Source organism: Maledivibacter sp., assembly GCA_025210375.1.
Classification (GTDB): domain Bacteria; phylum Bacillota; class Clostridia; order Peptostreptococcales; family Caminicellaceae; genus JAOASB01.
Genome location: JAOASB010000016.1, coordinates 1 through 16,957 on the forward strand (window position 1 = coordinate 1; position 16,957 = coordinate 16,957).

Consider the following 16,957-nt stretch of genomic DNA (forward strand, 5'->3'; position numbering starts at 1 on the left):
ACATGCTTAAGAAGCTAAAGACTGCCGATGAAATGTATCTGTGTTACAAAAAATACATAAGAAATAAAAAAGTCAATTAAATTGTAAGACCAGGAATCAATCCTGGTCTTTATTATTTAATTCAAGTATCTCTCTCACTCTAGAACCACTTAGAATCTTTTCTCTGGCTAAATCTTCACTCAGTCTTAATATCTTATCTTTATTTTCTAAAATAATTTTCTTTGTATCTGCATAAAGTGGATCAACAATTTTTCTGTATACATTTTGTTTTTCATCGGAAGTTAAAACATCCCATGTTATAGGCCCAAGTTCAGTAAGACCATTATTCACTAAGGCTATTACAGATTTCTCAATGCTTTTTATGTCACTTCCTGCACCGTATGTTGCTTCCCCTTCATCGGATAGGAGTTCTTGTGCTAAAAGCCCGGCCAATGAAACTTGTATATCGTTATAAAAATCTTCTTTAAAAACAAATTCACTAGTTGTTCTATGGATTCCCAGTGGTAATTTTCTTGATTTTTTACTATATATATATCTATCTACCCTATCTTTATCCTTTGCATTAAATATCCTTAACTCTATTGTTTTTTCTGGCTTTAATATTTCATTGACTAAACAATGTCCACTTTCATGTACAGCAATACGCTTAAGCTCTTCATTAGTATTTTCGACATGTTCACTTGGAAACATTTCTAAATATATGATCGAGTATATTGGCAGTAAAGTAATATTTATACAAATAGAAATAGCAATTATTTTTTTTAACACTTTTAATTTGGATTTATTTCTTTTTTCATATTGATCATTTGGATTTTCAATAGGTTTTTTAAGGGAATATATCAAAGCCAAATATATTAATATCATAAAAGTTGTAGTTATTATAGGTTTAAAACTTGAATTAGCTTTTCCTAGATATCTATAATATTCTTTAAATGTTACAAACTGATTAATTGTAAAATATGCTAATCCTAAAACCACTACTAGAACAAATAATAAACCAATTTGAAAAATCATGTCCTTGAAACGCGAATATTCTTCTTTCTTATTTTCATTTAATTTTTCAGAAATTTCTTCTGTAATTTCATTTAATTCAGTATTCATAAGCTCCCTCCTTTTTTGTTTTAAATTTGCCCTTTTATATTTTAAAGGAATATTATTCTAAAATCAACTTTTTATCGATTGTTATCATTATTTTAAACTACGGAATCAGTTTTGTTTATCCATATATATCTATAATTCTATAAGCCACAAATAGCATTGCTCCTATAGACAACACCGTTTCTATACTTCCTCCTGTACTGAAACGCAAAGGAGCTTTGTAATTTTTATCATCAATAGGATACAAAGCTTCTATTCCATGTTCTGTAAAAAAGTCTGATACAAGATGTGAAACGTAGCCTACCATAAAGCTTTTTCCTTGGTCTACATATCCATACTTTTGTGTGAAAAGGTGTACTGTTATATAAAATATGAATACCCCAGCTAATGAATGAGTAAATCCTCTATGATGGGATATCCCAATCATTATTGAAATTGCTCCAATGAAATTTAGTAATGTACTATTAAATTTTATGTAATTACTATAAAGTAATAATGAACCCAATAAACAATAAACAAACATCTTAGTGGCTTTATTCCTTTTTACAGGTAATATTTTTTGATTCAATTTGCTTTTGGGATGATCAAGATCCGGAATCATAGATCCAAAAGCTGCAGATAAAACAGTAGTTACTGTTAATGGAATACTAAGTGCTGGATTTACTAAAAAAGCAGTAGCAGTTCCTAGTGTTACATGACTTTTTACATTCATTTTTATCATTTCCTTTCTTAAATAACAAAGCATAAAAAAACAGCCTTTAAATTAATTTATACGGGCTTTTTATAAAGAAGGTGTACCTATACTACCTTTAATTGCATGTAGCTTCCTTCATTGATTCATATGGATCTAAAACATTATTAATATTTTCAATAAATAGTTTAGTTAGTCTTGGATCAAATTGGGTTCCAGCTCCATCCACAATGATCTTCAGAGCTTCCTTTTTTGTATATACCTTTTTTCTATAAGTTCTTTCACTTGTTAATGCATCGTATACATCGGTTATTGAAATAATCCTAGATAAAAAAGGTATGTTGTTTTCTAAAAGTCCATCTGGATATCCCTTACCATCCCATTTTTCATGATGATATCTTACTACATTAGAGTAAGCTTTAAGCTCAGGAATAAGTAGTATATACTGCTCACCGAATATCGAATGTGTCTCTATGGCTTTCCTTTCACGTTCATTTAAAGCTCCGGGTTTATTAAGTATAGATTTCTTTATCCTAGCCTTACCAATGTCATGAAGTAATGCTAAAGCATAAAGTCTATTTAATTCACTATTCTCCAAACCTAATACACAACCAAATTTTTTTGAATAAAAGGCAACTCTTTTTGAATGTTCTTTTTCTCTTTCCCCTAAGTTTTTTAGCAACAAAAAATTTTCAAATTTCCTCATTTAATTCATATCCTCCCTGGTAAAATACAGTTCATATACACTTTCCAAAATGGTTCCCAAAGAATGGTTCCCACCAAATTATCTATACCTGATTTAGATAATTTTTAGTATTTTCAAATACTCTGGACCTTTTTTGTTAAGGGAACCATTCCTCTGGGAACCATTTTTATTTTTATTCTTTTAAAGCTTTTGGATTAAACTTTTTCAAGAATTCATAAGCTTCGATTTGAGATATCCGTATATATGTTTTACTTCCGCGACCAGTTCCTGTCATTTCAATAACACCTTCTTTCTCCATTTCTTTTAAAATTCTTAGCAAATCTTCTTTTCTAATTCCAAGTTGTCCTCTTATAACATTTGTTGAAGGCAAGATAAGTGTTTCATCATCTGATCGATATGCTATTTCATTAACATAAATCCTTACTATCAAATCCTTATCAGAATAATTTGTAATATTACCCATATTTTCCTCATCGTCCATTTTATTGCTTACTCCTAAATAGTTATTATAAATTTCGTCTGTGTTTTTTGTATTTGAAATATCAATTGATTCCATATCTCCTTCTGTATAATTTAATGCTCTTTTCTTCCACCAATCAATTATTTTATCAATCTCCCTGTCACTTATATATGAACCCTGAAATCTTTCTGGATTTCTCATTTCTGTAGTGAACAAATATCCATCACCATTTCCTAGTAGTTTCTCTGCCCCTGCTTGGTCCAAGATAATTCTTGAATTTGTATTATCTTGAACTGCAAAGGCAATCCTTGCTGCAAGATTAGCCTTAATGACACCAGTTACTACATCCATGGAAGGTCTTTGAGTTGCAACTATTAGATGTATCCCTGCGGCCCTCGCTAGTTGACCAAGTCTTTGAATGCTTTCTTCCACTACTTCACCTACCAGAAGCATTAGGTCAGCAAGTTCATCGATCACAATGACTATTTTTTCCATACAATTACCATTATTTTTTTCGTTATATCTATCTATGTCTCTAACTCCAGCCTTAGCAAAGGCTTTATACCTTTTTCCCATCTCCTCAACTGCCCACTCTAAACCTTTAGCTGCCCTTTTAGGATCAGTTATTACTGGAAAAATGAGATGTGGTATTCCATTATAGTTACTTAGCTCCACTACTTTAGGATCAATTAAAATAAGTTTCATCTTCTCCGGTGTATTTTTTAGTATGAGACTTGTGATTATAGTATTTACACAAACACTTTTTCCTCCTCCAGTTTGTCCAGCAATTAAGATGTGAGGGCATTTAGCAATATTCAAAGTCTGTATTTCACCTATTGCCGTCCTACCTATAGGAATTTCTAAGGTCTTAGTAGGTAAATTTAAGACTTCCATAAGTACGTCTCTATGATAGATCATTCTACGCACCTTGTTAGGTATCTCAAAGCATAAACCGTCCTTGTCAGGCTTTATGGTTATATAGTCTACTCCCAAGGTCATAGCTATTTCCTTTTCGTACTTTGTAACCTGGGATATTCTTTCATCTCCAATGTTAGCAATAAATCTTGTTATTGCTGGGCCATTAAGAACTTTTTCAATTTTTATATAGTCAAGATCATACTTTTGAAAGCACCATATTAGTTCTTTCTTTAGTCCATCATCATTTATATCTTCTTTAGCATTATTACTTTCAAGAAGTGTAATTGGTGGACAATCCTTATTTATATGTAATGGTTCTTCTTGCTTCTTCTCTGGTATTGTTTCGATATTCTTTTTCGCAAAGTCAATTTCATAACAATTCTCTTTAGTTTCAGCATTTTTAGAAGAATTAACTTTTTCAACAAGAAATTTTAACACGTACTTAATTACATCTAATAAATTTTCAGCCATGAATACTGTGGCATTAAATATAATCTTAATATTTAACAAAGCCACTGAAGATAGTATCATTACTGTCCCAACTGATATAAAATCATATGCTATACTTTCATAGCCCTTTAAAGCCTTAAGGCTATTTATTTTTTCAACATTTAAATATACTAATCCTAAAGCTATAAATACTATAGAAACTATTATTATGTTTATTATCCATTGCTTTATCTTCTCAAGTAGCTTCTCCTTCATATTTGTCATTTTTAATTTTATATTTCCCTTGCTATTTGTAGTTCCTTTAGCCATGCCTTTAGCTCCTTTCTATTTAGCTCTATTTAGCAATTGTCTTAATAGCCTCCATAAATTCATCAGAATTATTGATTGCAAAGTTATAAATGTAGACTAAAAGATCCTTGCCTTTTTCCATTGATAAATTAAATATTTTTTTAATAAGGGGGTAATTCTGCTCCCAGTTTGAAAATAAAGCAAAAAGAGCCAACGCAACTGATATTCCCCTTGCAAAAACCATTATTTTAGGGAAAACATCTACAAACTTTACAAACATAGCCCCTATAATTAGTATTACTAATACTACCATTAATTTTTCATCCATACTAAGCACTCCTTATCCTTTAAATAACACCTTCACTCCTTGCTCTATTAAGGGTTTCTAAAATATATTTTCTAAGATCTGCAGCTACATCAACACGTAGATGTTCATTGCAATATTTATAATAATCATGTTTATCCTTTTCGGTTAAGTATGTATAGGCTTTTTGATTCTTTTTGTCCTCTTGATTTTTCTTTGGCCTTCCTTTAACTTTTTCTATAAGCTTTTTATTTGTATCTTTTAGGTTCTTAGCATTATATCTTTTAGGTTCATCGAATTTATGATTAACATCCCCACTGACTAGATTACTATTAGATTCTGATCTTGTTAGTTTAATTCTTCTCATATTAGAATCCGTCATAAAATTCCCTTCCTCAATTAATAGCCATTTATTAAACTATTTTATATATCTTTTTAAATATTTTTTAAGTGGTAAAAAAGTATTAACAAACTACTTTTTTACTGTTAATTTAGCAAAAAAAATAAAACCTAACTAATTCCTCTGGTCTTAATAAGCTCAAGCTCTTTGTGGGGAAGTTCTGCCCTTAAAATATCAAAGGCTTCCTTGTTATTCTTTTTCTGCCTAAATATAAAGCCATACTCAGGTAAGTCAAGCCACTCATTTACTACTTCCCTAGGTATGTTTCCTGAAGTAGCAATCTCTTCTATTAAATCCTTTTTAAGTGTAAATAATACGTTGTATTTAGCATTGTTCCATATACCTTTATTATCTTTTAATATCGTTGGATCATTGAAGCCAGCAATTTGCTGATAATTAAACTTTCTAGCGGTTGTAAAATTCCTGTATGCACTTTTCCTTGCTGGTGGTTTTTCAATAAGCCTTTGGAACTCATCGTCTACACCAAAACTGAACTGCATCTTTTTCAGTCTATCTCTTTTTACTTGCTGCCAAATCATTTGATCTATCATAAGTAATTTTGCTGTACCTATTTTTTCATCCAATCCATCATCCACCGATGATGCAATATAAAATACTGTAAGGGAAGTATCCTTAATCCAGTCAGAACTTTGTGCATATTTAAACATATGTTTTTGTCCACCTTCAAAATATGTCCAAAGGTCCTCCATAAGATCCATTGAACCTTTTTTAAATAAAATCTTAGGATCATCGGAGAAGGCATGCTCTTTTATATATTCATAAAGTATTCTAATTCCAACACCCTCCCTAATTTCCCATGTTGAAGGTTCTTCTTCATCTATACCTGCATCTTCCCACATTTTTAATAGAGCAAATTCTAATGCATTTCGTTTTTTAGTAGTAAATTCATCAACTAAAACACCTACAACACCCCTTGTTAATGTTTGTGCTTCAGTATATCTTGCTGCATCTGCTTTTTTAGCCTTTAATAGTTCAGACTCTGAAAGTCTTGAGGGATCTATTTCATTAAGTAGTGAAGGTTCGATTATTGTTGGATCAACAAACTTTCCGCTGGCAAGGGAATAATCCACCCATTCCCCACCATATTTCTCACAAATATCTAGGTATTCACCATCAACATCCTTAATATATCCCTTCATTCCAGCTGCAAGCATACCCTCTATAAGAGCCTTTATAAAGGCTGATTTTCCCGATCCTGTATCCCCTATTACAAGCATATTTTCATTGTCAGATGATGACATAAAATCTATAGATACTGCTGTACCATCCTTAATTCTATGTCCTATATAACAACCTATATCAGCCGATAGAGAACCATCCAGGAAAGGATAAAAGGCTGCTAGTGCGTCAAGATCCATTATCCTTCCGTGATAATCCTTAAGAAGCTCTAAGTCTCCTGCCATCCATGTAGCTGATAAAGCTCTTTGCTGCTCCATTTTAAGTTCATTATATTTAAAGCCCCATACATTTTTCATATTATGTTTTAGAGCCCTTATCTTTCTTTTAAATACTTTTTTATCGTCACAGGATATGGTGACTAATAAAAACACCTCTACATAGGCACTTTTCATTGCATCACCAGCTCCAGAATTTCGAAGATTGACTATTGCATCAAGTGCTGCTTTTTCTTCTTCCCTTGGAGCATCTGATAGCTTACCGGTGCTATGGGATTCTACGCTGGCCTGTAGTCTATCCATCTTCTTTGTCATTTTCCAGTCAAATTGTACATCTGCCCTTCTTATGTGGAGCATTGAATTTATACTTGCTCTTATGCCTGTTCTTTTGTCAGGTTTTGAGATGTCTCCATGATTAAATTCATATAGCATACCTGGAATAGCTCTATTAGGAAAACCGGTTATTAAGAAGGTTTTAACATTTGTATTCCCAACAATAATTTGATTTATCCTTGATCTAATGTTTATCAAAATTTATTCCTCCTCGTTTTACGTTTGAATCAGGGGTAAGCTGTGTCTTTATTCTAGATTTTATACTTCCACTACCAAGGCAAGCCCCATCAAATACCATCGCATCTTGTATCTCTTCTATATCTTCTTCTGCATCTCCATCTGGTCTTTTGAGAATCCTTATGGTGTACTCCGTTTTACTTGCATGTCTTGATAGATTATAATGATGCTCTATTCTTGCACTTTCAATTTCTCTAATTCCTTGAGGAAATTCAGATAACCTTTCAAGCCTTTTCTCTAACAGGGTGGATTTTTCTGAAGAACACGTAGAAAATACGCTAACTTCTGTCCCCATAGATACTGCTGCAAAAACTCTTTGTGCGAAATCCATGGCACGGCTTTCCTTGATTTCATCTGGACTTACCTCCCATGGGTCAACTGAATAGTCTATATATACAGCCTCTGAACCATCCTTATTTTTTACAATTGGTCCATACTCCTCAATATTGTTTAGCTGATCAAGGTCTTTAATACTTTTTTTATCACGTCTGAATCTTATAAGTCTTTTAAAATATCCTGGTAAATCTGCAGCCATAATTATGGTTGTAAAAAAAGCTACTGCAAGTACAAAGAAAACCCTAAACAAGGGAAAAGGGATTATAATGAATGATAAAGCAACGGATATAACCGTTGCTATGATCACACATATAAGCCCTGGAATACTGAGTATTTTACCTATTTTTATATCTTCCAGTATATCTGCTGGAACATTTCTTGGTCTTAGCATTATTTCACCCCTTAAGCATTATATGTTCCTAAATATCTTCCATTTTCAGGAGGTTCTACATCCTTTACATACATCCTAAGCTTTGTATCAAAATAATAAAAATTGCCCTTACTATCCTTCCAGTAGGGCAATTTAGAACTATATTTCTTGATTATGTCTTTTACTCCTTTTATATGTTTTTTCTCAATAACCAACCTATTGTTTTTTTCATCCTTCTTGCTTCCTGGTACAATAGCATAGGGCATATATCTTTCAACCTCTTCATATACACCATTATAAAATTCTTTGTTAGATAGGTCTATGTGCACATAATCACTTACCCTAAGGAAATCTTCAGATTGTCCTATATATGTAATATCATCAAGAAATTTATCCTTTGCTTTGTTATCAAGCCATATCAAATCTTCTTGCTTATGTTTTAGTCCGGTACTTTTAATATCCTTTACAATACTTTCTCTATGGTCCTTAGATTCCAAATTAAAATCAAAGGTACTATTGTCTTCAAGATGAAATTTTTCTATAAATTTCTTTCCGGATTCAATTTTATGTTCAATCTGTTTATAGTCAGCTTCTTTAAAGAATATATCAGTACCAACTTTATTATAGTCGATCCCCCATATATCAAATATTTTTTCAGCATGGGAATTTTCCTCTGACTTTATCAAAATAGTTCCATTTGGCATCCTTTGAATACCTTTTTCTGTAAACATTTTAAAGTCATATACTAAAGTTTTGAGTGCCTTTATTTCTTCTTCTGGGATACTTAAGTTATATACATCCTTATGACTTAAATGTTTTGAATTGATACGTTCCATAACATCATCAATATGTTTTAAATTTTTATTTATAAGCACTCCTTCGCTACCGGAAAGATTAAATTTTTCCATATGTTTATCTGTATAAACTTTCTTTATCACTTCTTCTACTCTATTTATACTGCTATCATTAATGAGTAACTTCCCATCTTCAACAGCTATTACAGATTCTGATAACCCTTCTTTTTTGAGTGCCTTTTCCAGGGCTATTTCACTAATCCCTACGGAAGATACTTCTTGTAGCATTTCTAGCTGTTCTTTATCAGGTCCCATGGAAAAATCCTTTACTATTTTTTCCCTTCTAGCTCTATCTAAAGCCGCTAACTTATACTGCTGTCTTGCCTCGGCTAGCCTATCCTTTGTTGATCCTGTAAATTCTCCCGATAACTTTTCACCAGCTATTTTTATATGTTCAGCTCCAGTTACTTCCATTTGACCACCTTTAGTCTCAAGTCCGTCTATTCCAAATCGATTACCTAATGTGTTAAAACCTCCTCCGGTTTTCTTTATTATCTCTCCATAATGTTTTTGAGCTTCAACTCCGGCAAGGGTGAATGGTTGTTTTACTGCCTTGATCACCCATATAAACCATACCCATATTGCCCCTACTAAAGCTAAAGTAAAAATAATACATGCTATAGTTTGTCTTCCTAGTCCTTCAAACTCACTTGCACGGTTTACATATACTGAAAATAACCAAGCTAAGTCAAATATATAGGAAAGTGCCAATGATCTTACATAAAGATTTATATATCCTATAGCAGGGCTTAGGTTTCCAGTAAAGCTACAGGCCGAGAACCAAAATGGTGAACCAGCACCAAGTAGTCCCAATACTCCATATCGGATATATCCAAATAAACCTATTAGCCAATTAATAGACATGGCCCAAACCATTGTTAAAAAACCTGATCCCCCTCTTTTTCTTGAGAAGGTCTGATACATTTTGGCCTTTTTATCGGTAAGGTCCCCTCCAAAGGCAAGTTTTAAAAGGGATTTACTAGTAAAACTATGGAATCCTACTTCTTCAGGATCTAGATCCTCTTGTAGTATAGCTGCCTTGTTTTCTTCCCTAAAGTACTCTGTAACTAAAGTCTCCCTTACCATTGCATTTGTCATCATATTCGATCCGTCAATTATTCGATCCGTTATATAAAGGGAAAAGTATGAACATATAAGGGCAACAACCAGGGCCTTAATCAGCTCTCCCGTAGGAATTCTTTTTCCTAGAAACGTCATGACTATGGTTATTCCCATACCAATAACAGCTAGAATTATGGCGAGTATGTAATTATTCCACCAAAGTTTTTGAATCCACTCAAAATTAATAAGTCTTGGGGTTAAAAATACCCATTTACTTATAAGACTTGAAGAGTTATTAAATGCATCTTCAAAGGTTTTTCCGATTGTTTTTGACAAGAGTATTTCTAGCCATCCTTCTTCTTCCACATCCTCAGCTTCTTCCGCCGCATAGGCGGTTATTGGGACCATGTTTACCGATATAAGTCCTATAAGAACCAATAAAATCAATAATCTCTGCCTCTTAAACTTCATATTCTTACCTCCCCTACATAGTTTCTAAAAAGACGTTAAATACATCCTTTGTTATATTATCAATTTCCAAAATATCTTCTATTACTCTTATCTTGAAAACCCTAGCACTTCCTTCAAATTCAACCTTTAGGTTAAATTTAGTTGCATTATCAATGGATTTTATAGTATTGAGATCTATACTACAGCCTTTTATTTTAAAGTTGTTTATTGTTTTTATTTCCTTTAATAGCCTTTCAAACTTTTCAAGGGTATCACAGGAAAATCTATTTGCAATTTCCATTTCATTCTCCTGGTAGAATTCTTTTGCCTTATTTTCTTCAAGCTTTTTAAATCTAGGTATCCATATAAGCAAAGCTTCGTTTATCCTTTCCTTTATGATTTTTTGCTTTTCAAAATTATAATAGTTATAAAGCTCATGGGAACCGTCGATAAATATTTCATTTATTTCTATTCCTCCCGATAGCTCCCGATGCTTTTGGTACTTTTCATCTTCTTCCTGAATTTTTGAATGATCTTGAAACTTCTTTATTTTAGTTATTTTATCTACATCGTCTTTAGTTTCATTAATCACATTTATTTTGTAATTAATGCTTGCGTAAATAAAAAACAGTGCTGTTAACACTGCTAATACAATAATTAAATATACTTTTTTATTCTTCATAACGGCTCCCTTTCCTATTCCTATGGATTTTTAAAGGTCCAAAACTGCTTTGCTTCATTTAGAATTATTCTAAAGTCCCAGGGCCTATTTTTTATATTAAATGGATCATAGGGATCATTTACTATTACATGACCATTCTCATCAATCCCAGCTAAAACTATAAAGTGCCCCTTTGATGTAAAGTGCCCAGGACCCATACTAGCTATTGCAGGGTTTCCCTCCTTGAGTTCATCTAAAACCCTTTGATAATCCTTTGTAGAATACTGATTAGATCTTATGTTATATTCATTAGCTATTATTCTAAAAAATCTCCATGTCGTCCCTTTAGGATCTTTGCATCCATTTTCAACTGAAATTCTAGCTGCATCTACTGGTGTTACTATATCCTTTGTTAAACCAGTTATAACCATACTTGCTGAAGTTGGACCGCATCCTCCACGACCTATTGTAGAATCTCCATATCTTATTTTTGACCATCTTGAGTCAATCTGTGAAAATCTTGGAATTGGAAGTAGTAGCTCTGAAGGTTCTATAACAATATCTCCTATAAATCCAAAAACTGGATTTTTAAGTTCGCTTACTATTTTCAAATGATCATCCAAATATTGGTCTATATAATTTTCCCTCATACCAGCCGCTATATAGTATCCTCCTGGATAAAGGGACACCGTTTCTCTGAAATCATCGGCATTCTCTTCCCCTATTCCAACATTGTCCAGAAACTGAGCAAATACTATAGAATTGTCTTCTTCTAAAACTTCCTCAATCTCTATTTTGTCATAGCTTTTATATTTTTTGATTTTTGTTATTGTCTTTTTAGTAGCATTTCCACTGTCATCATAGTCCCTATCAATGTTTTTGTCCTCAGCTATAAGCTGATCGAAAACTTGATGTCTTGTATATTTATAGTTTATCTTTTTAAGGGGAGTTATTATCTCTTTTATCTTTAGAGAAGGCTCTACCTTTGTGATATATCTCTTTACTTTCTTACTTGTACCTGTAGATTTCCATCCTTTTTGTGTCTTTTTATAATGTTTTCTTTCAATTATTGTTTTTTCATCCTCAATTGAGTCATATCTATTTGCCCCTACGGGTTCTTTTGACCCTATAGCATAGAATTTATAATTTAAATCGTCATAGGGCACTGTGGAGTCCCTATTTATATTAATTTTATGATTAGCCTTATCTTTATTTATAAAACTATTTGGCTGTTCAAAGAATTTAAATTTTATCTCCTTAAAGTATTCATAGGTATATGTAGGTAGTAAACTTTTCAATGTATAGTCCATCTTATCTTGCATCAAATAAAAATCCGTAGCACTTATTATTTGCCACGGAACCCTATAATCATATTCTATTTCCTTAAGATCAACTTCACCTTCTACCACTTCCTTTTTACTCAAGCTAAAATTATTAGTTTCTTTCTTTAACTTTATTTTCTGTATATTATGTTTGAATTTTTGCTGAGAATATGTTTCTTTTTCCCTTTCAAGGGCTTTTTTTATATCCTCTAGATATATTGGATAGTTATTAATTTTAAATATATCCTCCTGCATTTCATCGATAAGACCTTCGAGATCCTCCGATGCGATATCCACTCCCATTTCTATGCTTGAATCAGTATTCTTCTTTTTAAACATATCCATGAATATCATTTTAACTTTATATATACCTATTATTGGTATGAGCATGGACCATAGGAGTGCTATAATAACTGCTATTACCCCTATTACCATAAATCTTTTTCTATATTTTTTTATTATCTTTAATAGGCTCATAAAATCACCCCTTATATGTATGCTACCCTGTTTTTACCTTCTTTTTTTGCAACATATAAAAGATCGTCGGCTTTTTTAATTAGCTTTTGTGGATTTATATCTTCATTCGCAAAATCATTTGGATATGTTACAAGGCCAAAGCTGGATGTTACTTTTATAATCTTTTCTTCAATTTCAATTTCAATACTTTCAAGTTCTTTTCTTATATTTTCTATTCTTTCTATAACCAGCTCCTTATTCATCCTAGGAATACAAAATACTATTTCTTCTCCACCCTGCCTTGCTACCATATCTGCATGCCTAATGTTTTTACTGAAAATATTAGATACTATTTTTAGAACTTCGTCTCCAATGTCATGTCCATGATTATTATTAATATTACTGAAATTATCTATGTCTGCATAAACAATGGTCATGGGATAGTTTTCATTGTTTAAATTATCATCTATATATTCAATCAGAAAATCTCTTTTAGGGATTTGCATTAGTGGATCTAAATAGGCATATAATCCACTATTTATTATGTTTGCTATTTGATCTGCAAGGATTATTATTTGCGCCTCGTCTATTTTGTTAATGCTGCAGTTCTCAATTAACCAATATGCTATTACTTCACCGGAGGATAAAAGGGGGAATATATATGTACTTTTAACACTTCGATTCTTTGCAGTGGGATAGTCAAGATACATATCATCTTCAAAAGCTATACGGGAATTATTCTTGAGCATTTCAATAAAATCCATTTGACTACTATCGAACTCCATTTTATGATCTTTTATATTAGCAAGCTGTCTGGCCAAATTGTTGTCTGCTATATTTGTTTCTTTTAATACTAGATCCTTTGTATTTTGATTAATAAAAAAGAAGCTGCTATAATCCATCTGCAGCTCCTTAATTAATATAGTATTAATATCCTTAAGCACTTTTAATATATTCTTTTCTCTGCTACTTACCTCCATTATTTCTTTAATAATTTTGTATCTTTTAAGCTCCTTATTTTCTTTTTTAAGCCTATGACTTAGGATTATAAATCTAGTCATAGTTATTATTAATATTATGTTGAAAATCCATAAAACACTTTCCATAGCTTCACTCCCCTTGCATATTTCCCCTATGTTAAATCAAATTCACCTTTTCTCAAACATTAAATAAGTGTTTCCGTTTATTAAAAAATGTAGCAAAAATAAAATTTCTGTTCTTCATTGTCTCTATCAAGAATTTTTTATCGTCTTTCCATGCATCTACTAATTTAGGAATTACTTAAATAATTACTTTACACATACGATATATTTTTTGTCGGGTTTTATTTCAACGTCAAAGCCCTTATTTTTCAAACTATCTATAAACATATCAAATTTTTTAGAATTATTAATTACATCAGATACTATGTTCTCATAATTACTTACTTGAAATGTTGCTAATCGATGAATTATATCTCTAAGGTTAAATTCCCCTACATATCTTATTTGTTTTTTAATCAGCCCTCCTAGTCGTTTTTGAAAACACAATTTTTCTAATAGAGTAGTAAATGTTAAATCCCATATATATTTTCCCATAAATGTATGTATAGTGATTTTTAAATCTTCATCTTTTCGCTTTTCATCTAAAATATATGTTGAAATTATATCTGTACTTATATATTCTTCTAGCCTTTCGTCAAATAACTCTGTTATTATTTGTATTATTTTATTGCGTTCATCGTTAACTTTATTTTGAACATCGGTTTTATTCATCTTCAGTCTCCTTTCTTTTTTCACCGTCGCAGAACCTCAATTTTTTGATCGATCGCTAACTTGATTATTTAACGATCAATCAAAAATCTTATAGTTTGCGCTGTTTACTCAACCTTTTCACAGGAATCTCGACATCTATGTCGAATTATTAATCTTGGAGGTGATTCTGTGGATAAGAGAGAGCAAGCAGTCCTATTAGCTTCTTCTATTCTAAAAAGAAGTGCTGATATTGATGTGAGGTCTAATTTCAAAGATTCAGAAGAAATCTTAATACTCTTTCAGGATGTAAATGACGAAAGAAAACATGAAAAAGCTATAACCTTATCAGCACTTCTTGAATTAATCGAAAAATCTCTTTGATACATTTAGGTTAGTATGACTAGCCTAAATGTAAAGTTGGTGTAGTTTATCTTACTATTCTAACCACTTTGTAATGCCATGAGAGTTTCTTCTGTCCCTTCGGCAATTTTATCTGAAATACTGAAATTTTGTCCATCTTCATGACCTTTAAAATATATATCTTTATGCCCCTTAAATTTAATTGCTGTATTTACTGACCCTTCAAATTCTTTTTGTTCGTATTCTTCCACGACTTCTTTGTCCTTGACTAGAACCAGTCCCCATTCTTGATGTTTCTTTTTCTGTTCCTCAAATTGTTCTCTTAAACCTTCTATAAAACCTATTGCATAGTCATTTCCTAATCCTTTTACGCTTAAACCATCTTTTCTATACTTATATTGCAATTTCTTTATAGAATTATCTATGCAGTCAACAGCATATTCTAAAACTATATTACATACTTCAACATCTTCTTCTCTTCCAAAGAATACAATTGTATTGGTATTCTTAGTTTTAAAGAAGTGATAACAACCAAAATTATCCCCGATAAGTCTTGCTAAATGTGCTTTCCATTTAGCTTTTGTAAATGTTATTTTACTCCTTTTTTCTTTTATGATGCTATTATGTATTTTAAAATCTTTAACTTCTTGCATTGATAGTTTATGCTTGATTAGCAACTCTTGGGCTTTTAGCATTGCTAATTCTGCTTCATGTTCATTACAACTTTCACTTAATGCAAGAAGTTTTTGTACTTTTTCTACTATCTTTACATTCATTCTTTCACCTTCTTTCACCGTCTCTAAACCTCAATTTTTTGATCGATCGCTAACTTGATTATTTAACGATCAATCAAAAATCTTATAGTTAGTCCTGGTCATTTTTTTCTATTGTTGTACCATTCTAAAAATTTCCCATGCAGTTCCTTTTCTGCATCTTTCCGTAACCCTGCTGCTTCTTCTGCTGTATCTTTACTCCCTAGAAAGTATCTTTTCCCTTGGAACTCTATTTGTGCCGTATATTTCCCATCCTTTTTTCTTAAATATACTCCCTTATACCCGGTTGTATTATTCTTATTAAGCTTATTGTTGTTAATGGCATTTAATCTAGTTCCAGCTACACAATTTTTCTCTTTAAATTCAAACATGTTTCTTGCTGCATTTTCTTTAGCTAATTCCCTATTTAAACAACCGCAACTTAGAGTATTTCCACTGATTAAATTGCTTACGCTTACATACACATCATTTCCACATTTACATTTACATTTCCAAATCACGCTTCCATGTCGTCTTTCCATAGTCGGCTCTATTGCTGTAAGCCTACCAAATTTTTGACTAGTAATATCCTTTGTTTGTCTAATCTTATTTCTTTTTACCACCTTTTCTGCCTTTAAGCAGCCGCAACTTTGAACATGCCCTTGCTCTAAGTTAGCTCTACTAGCATATACTTCCTTGTTTCCACAGTCGCACTCACATTTCCAAACTACACCCCCTTGTTGCCTTTTCGTAGTTGGTTCTATAGCTGTTAATCTACCGTACTTACGACCTGTAATATCTTTTATTCTAGTCATTATCATTTTCCTTCTTCTTCGGTAATAACTCTAATAATTTATCTTCTTTTACTATCCAAGGCTTTCCTTTGCCACCTATCTGTTCTTTATATTCATTGCAAAGTTTTTTAACAATTCTTTGTGTATTCCCTTGATCTAATCCGTACTTTTCACAGAAATCTTTTAATGGAATCCATCCTTTTTTTAAGCACTTATACATTGTGACAATCCTTTCCTTAATGGATTTAAGAACAAAGAGAAGCTTTAAAAGCCCTCTCTTTTCTTTTTTAGTTGGAATAATTTTTTTCTAATTCTAACATTTCTTCAAATGTTATTTCTTCTTCTAGGTTAGCATAACTGCTAAAATCTTCTCTTGCACAAGATTCTCCACAATCCCACGTGCCAGAGACAGGATTACTTCCACCATGTTCTTTTACCCATTCATTATGTTCTTCGATGTCCTTTCTCCATTCGTTATAAATCGCCTGTAATCTTTTATCCATCTTG

At 31.9% G+C, this 16,957-nt stretch carries 18 protein-coding genes; 1 reads left to right on the forward strand and 17 read right to left on the reverse strand.

What is annotated here, in order from left to right:
• Positions 1-96: 96 nt before the first annotated feature.
• The 13 genes from N4A68_05425 to N4A68_05485 form a co-directional block, all read right to left on the reverse strand.
• Complete coding sequence (locus N4A68_05425; protein MCT4563744.1) at positions 97-1,101, reverse strand: hypothetical protein; 1,005 nt, start codon at positions 1,099-1,101, stop codon at positions 97-99.
• 115 nt (positions 1,102-1,216) lie between these two features.
• On the reverse strand, positions 1,217-1,810 hold the full coding sequence (locus N4A68_05430) for a metal-dependent hydrolase (GenBank protein ID MCT4563745.1): 594 nt from the start codon (positions 1,808-1,810) through the stop codon (positions 1,217-1,219).
• 97 nt (positions 1,811-1,907) lie between these two features.
• Entirely contained in the window at positions 1,908-2,495 is a 588-nt protein-coding gene (locus N4A68_05435; protein MCT4563746.1) for an HD domain-containing protein, read from the reverse strand.
• Between the two features lie 172 nt (positions 2,496-2,667).
• Positions 2,668-4,632: a DNA translocase FtsK gene (locus N4A68_05440; protein ID MCT4563747.1), complete on the reverse strand. Its 1,965-nt coding sequence runs from the start codon at positions 4,630-4,632 to the stop codon at positions 2,668-2,670.
• Positions 4,633-4,657: 25 nt separating this feature from the next.
• Positions 4,658-4,939: a hypothetical protein gene (locus N4A68_05445; protein MCT4563748.1), complete on the reverse strand. Its 282-nt coding sequence runs from the start codon at positions 4,937-4,939 to the stop codon at positions 4,658-4,660.
• 19 nt (positions 4,940-4,958) lie between these two features.
• Positions 4,959-5,297 (reverse strand): hypothetical protein, encoded by a 339-nt coding sequence (locus tag N4A68_05450; protein ID MCT4563749.1) that lies wholly within the window; start codon positions 5,295-5,297, stop codon positions 4,959-4,961.
• 128 nt (positions 5,298-5,425) lie between these two features.
• Complete coding sequence (locus N4A68_05455; GenBank protein ID MCT4563750.1) at positions 5,426-7,261, reverse strand: DUF87 domain-containing protein; 1,836 nt, start codon at positions 7,259-7,261, stop codon at positions 5,426-5,428.
• On the reverse strand, positions 7,248-8,027 hold the full coding sequence (locus tag N4A68_05460) for a hypothetical protein (protein ID MCT4563751.1): 780 nt from the start codon (positions 8,025-8,027) through the stop codon (positions 7,248-7,250). Before N4A68_05460 ends, N4A68_05455 begins: the two co-directional genes overlap by 14 nt.
• Positions 8,028-8,038: 11 nt before the next feature.
• The gene (locus tag N4A68_05465; GenBank protein ID MCT4563752.1) at positions 8,039-10,393 is read right to left on the reverse strand and encodes a hypothetical protein; all 2,355 of its coding nucleotides are present in this window, start codon (positions 10,391-10,393) and stop codon (positions 8,039-8,041) included.
• Positions 10,394-10,406: 13 nt separating this feature from the next.
• Entirely contained in the window at positions 10,407-11,054 is a 648-nt protein-coding gene (locus tag N4A68_05470; protein MCT4563753.1) for a hypothetical protein, read from the reverse strand.
• Positions 11,055-11,074: 20 nt separating this feature from the next.
• The gene (locus N4A68_05475; GenBank protein MCT4563754.1) at positions 11,075-12,832 is read right to left on the reverse strand and encodes a C39 family peptidase; all 1,758 of its coding nucleotides are present in this window, start codon (positions 12,830-12,832) and stop codon (positions 11,075-11,077) included.
• 11 nt (positions 12,833-12,843) lie between these two features.
• Entirely contained in the window at positions 12,844-13,917 is a 1,074-nt protein-coding gene (locus N4A68_05480) for a GGDEF domain-containing protein (GenBank protein MCT4563755.1), read from the reverse strand.
• A 183-nt stretch (positions 13,918-14,100) separates the two neighbouring features.
• Positions 14,101-14,565 (reverse strand): hypothetical protein, encoded by a 465-nt coding sequence (locus N4A68_05485; GenBank protein MCT4563756.1) that lies wholly within the window; start codon positions 14,563-14,565, stop codon positions 14,101-14,103.
• A gap of 168 nt (positions 14,566-14,733) precedes the next feature.
• Between N4A68_05485 and N4A68_05490 the strand changes: the two genes are divergently transcribed.
• A complete protein-coding gene (locus N4A68_05490) occupies positions 14,734-14,925 on the forward strand; it encodes a hypothetical protein (GenBank protein MCT4563757.1) in 192 nt (63 codons plus the stop codon).
• 59 nt (positions 14,926-14,984) lie between these two features.
• On the opposite strand, the gene N4A68_05495 is transcribed toward N4A68_05490, so the two are convergent.
• The 4 genes from N4A68_05495 to N4A68_05510 all read right to left on the reverse strand — a co-directional run bounded on the left by N4A68_05495 (position 14,985) and on the right by N4A68_05510 (position 16,953).
• A complete protein-coding gene (locus N4A68_05495; GenBank protein MCT4563758.1) occupies positions 14,985-15,680 on the reverse strand; it encodes a DUF2786 domain-containing protein in 696 nt (231 codons plus the stop codon).
• A 98-nt stretch (positions 15,681-15,778) separates the two neighbouring features.
• Positions 15,779-16,471 (reverse strand): AP2 domain-containing protein, encoded by a 693-nt coding sequence (locus N4A68_05500; protein MCT4563759.1) that lies wholly within the window; start codon positions 16,469-16,471, stop codon positions 15,779-15,781.
• Positions 16,464-16,670, reverse strand: a complete 207-nt coding sequence (locus tag N4A68_05505) for a hypothetical protein (protein ID MCT4563760.1) — start codon at positions 16,668-16,670, stop codon at positions 16,464-16,466. Before N4A68_05505 ends, N4A68_05500 begins: the two co-directional genes overlap by 8 nt.
• Before the next feature lie 67 nt (positions 16,671-16,737).
• A complete protein-coding gene (locus N4A68_05510) occupies positions 16,738-16,953 on the reverse strand; it encodes a hypothetical protein (GenBank protein ID MCT4563761.1) in 216 nt (71 codons plus the stop codon).
• Positions 16,954-16,957 lie beyond the last annotated feature (4 nt).